This window comes from Bartonella sp. MU37NMGALS, from assembly GCF_042194015.1.
In the GTDB taxonomy this organism is placed as follows: Bacteria; Pseudomonadota; Alphaproteobacteria; order Rhizobiales; family Rhizobiaceae; genus Bartonella; species Bartonella grahamii.
The window spans coordinates 1-903 of the sequence record NZ_JBHIML010000110.1 but is presented as its reverse complement, the minus strand read 5'-3'; the positions used below and the strand labels follow the sequence as shown (position 1 = coordinate 903).

The following is a 903-nucleotide window of genomic DNA, read 5'->3' as shown; positions in this document are numbered from 1 at the left end:
TGCTCTTGCATTAATCTCTGCAAGCGCTCGGGATAAAAAAAATCTTCTGGACGCAAATCTATCCCATGCTCACGTGCGTAATCTAAAATTTTTTGCTGGTGTTTTGCTGGCATGTCACGCCATCTATAAACAGATGACACATCTCTTTGCACTATGGTTGCTACAGTTTTGAAACCACCTAAATATTTTATAATTAATCTCGAAGCCATATGTAATCTCCATAACAGCGCAATAAATAATTGCACTTTTTACATATGTCAATAAAAAATGCACTTTTCTCATTTTTGCATTTTACGTATTTTTAGGGATAATATTTAGATTATGAGTAGCAATATTGAAAAAAGTATCCGACAATGGCTAGAAAAGAAATTAAACGAGCGCGGACACGGTGCTCAAATAGAATTAGCCGCTCACTTGGGAATCCATCAATCCACTATAAGTAGAATGATTAATCCTTACAAAAATGGAAAATCAAGAAGCATAAGTATTGGAGAATTAGTTAAAATAGCAGAGTTTTTTAATGAACCCCCCCCAAATTTCTTCAATGATGTTGATCAAGAATTTATGAATTTTTATCGTGATCTTTCTGAAGAAAACAAGAGAGATGTGATTTTGTATATTGAGTTTTTAAGGCAATCAAAAAATAAGAAATAGTTTCCTTTTCCTTCTGAGAAAACCCTTTTAGAAGATTATAATCTTGTTCCGTTACTTGCATATTGTATCTCCATAAATTGTGGATAGTGCATTTTTTAAAAAAACATACCTAACATAAATATGCACTTTTTACATTTTTATGTTGACACTTGCACTTTTTACATATATTCACTCCATATCTTAGAAAATAACTTTTGCCAATAGGCAGTATGGAGGCATTTGTGAAGAAACCAGTGTTTATAAATTCTG

The 903-nt window shown here is 32.1% G+C and carries 2 protein-coding genes; one reads left to right on the top strand and one right to left on the bottom strand.

Going from position 1 to position 903, the window contains the following annotated elements; all coding sequences use genetic code 11:
* Positions 1–209: hypothetical protein (locus ACFIJP_RS09370; protein ID WP_375627147.1), on the bottom strand; the 209-nt coding region annotated here is incomplete at its 3' end.
* A gap of 112 nt (positions 210–321) precedes the next feature.
* Here ACFIJP_RS09370 and ACFIJP_RS09365 point away from each other — a divergent pair.
* Entirely contained in the window at positions 322–654 is a 333-nt protein-coding gene (locus ACFIJP_RS09365) for a helix-turn-helix domain-containing protein (RefSeq protein WP_012755091.1), read from the top strand.
* Positions 655–903: the final 249 nt, after the last annotated feature.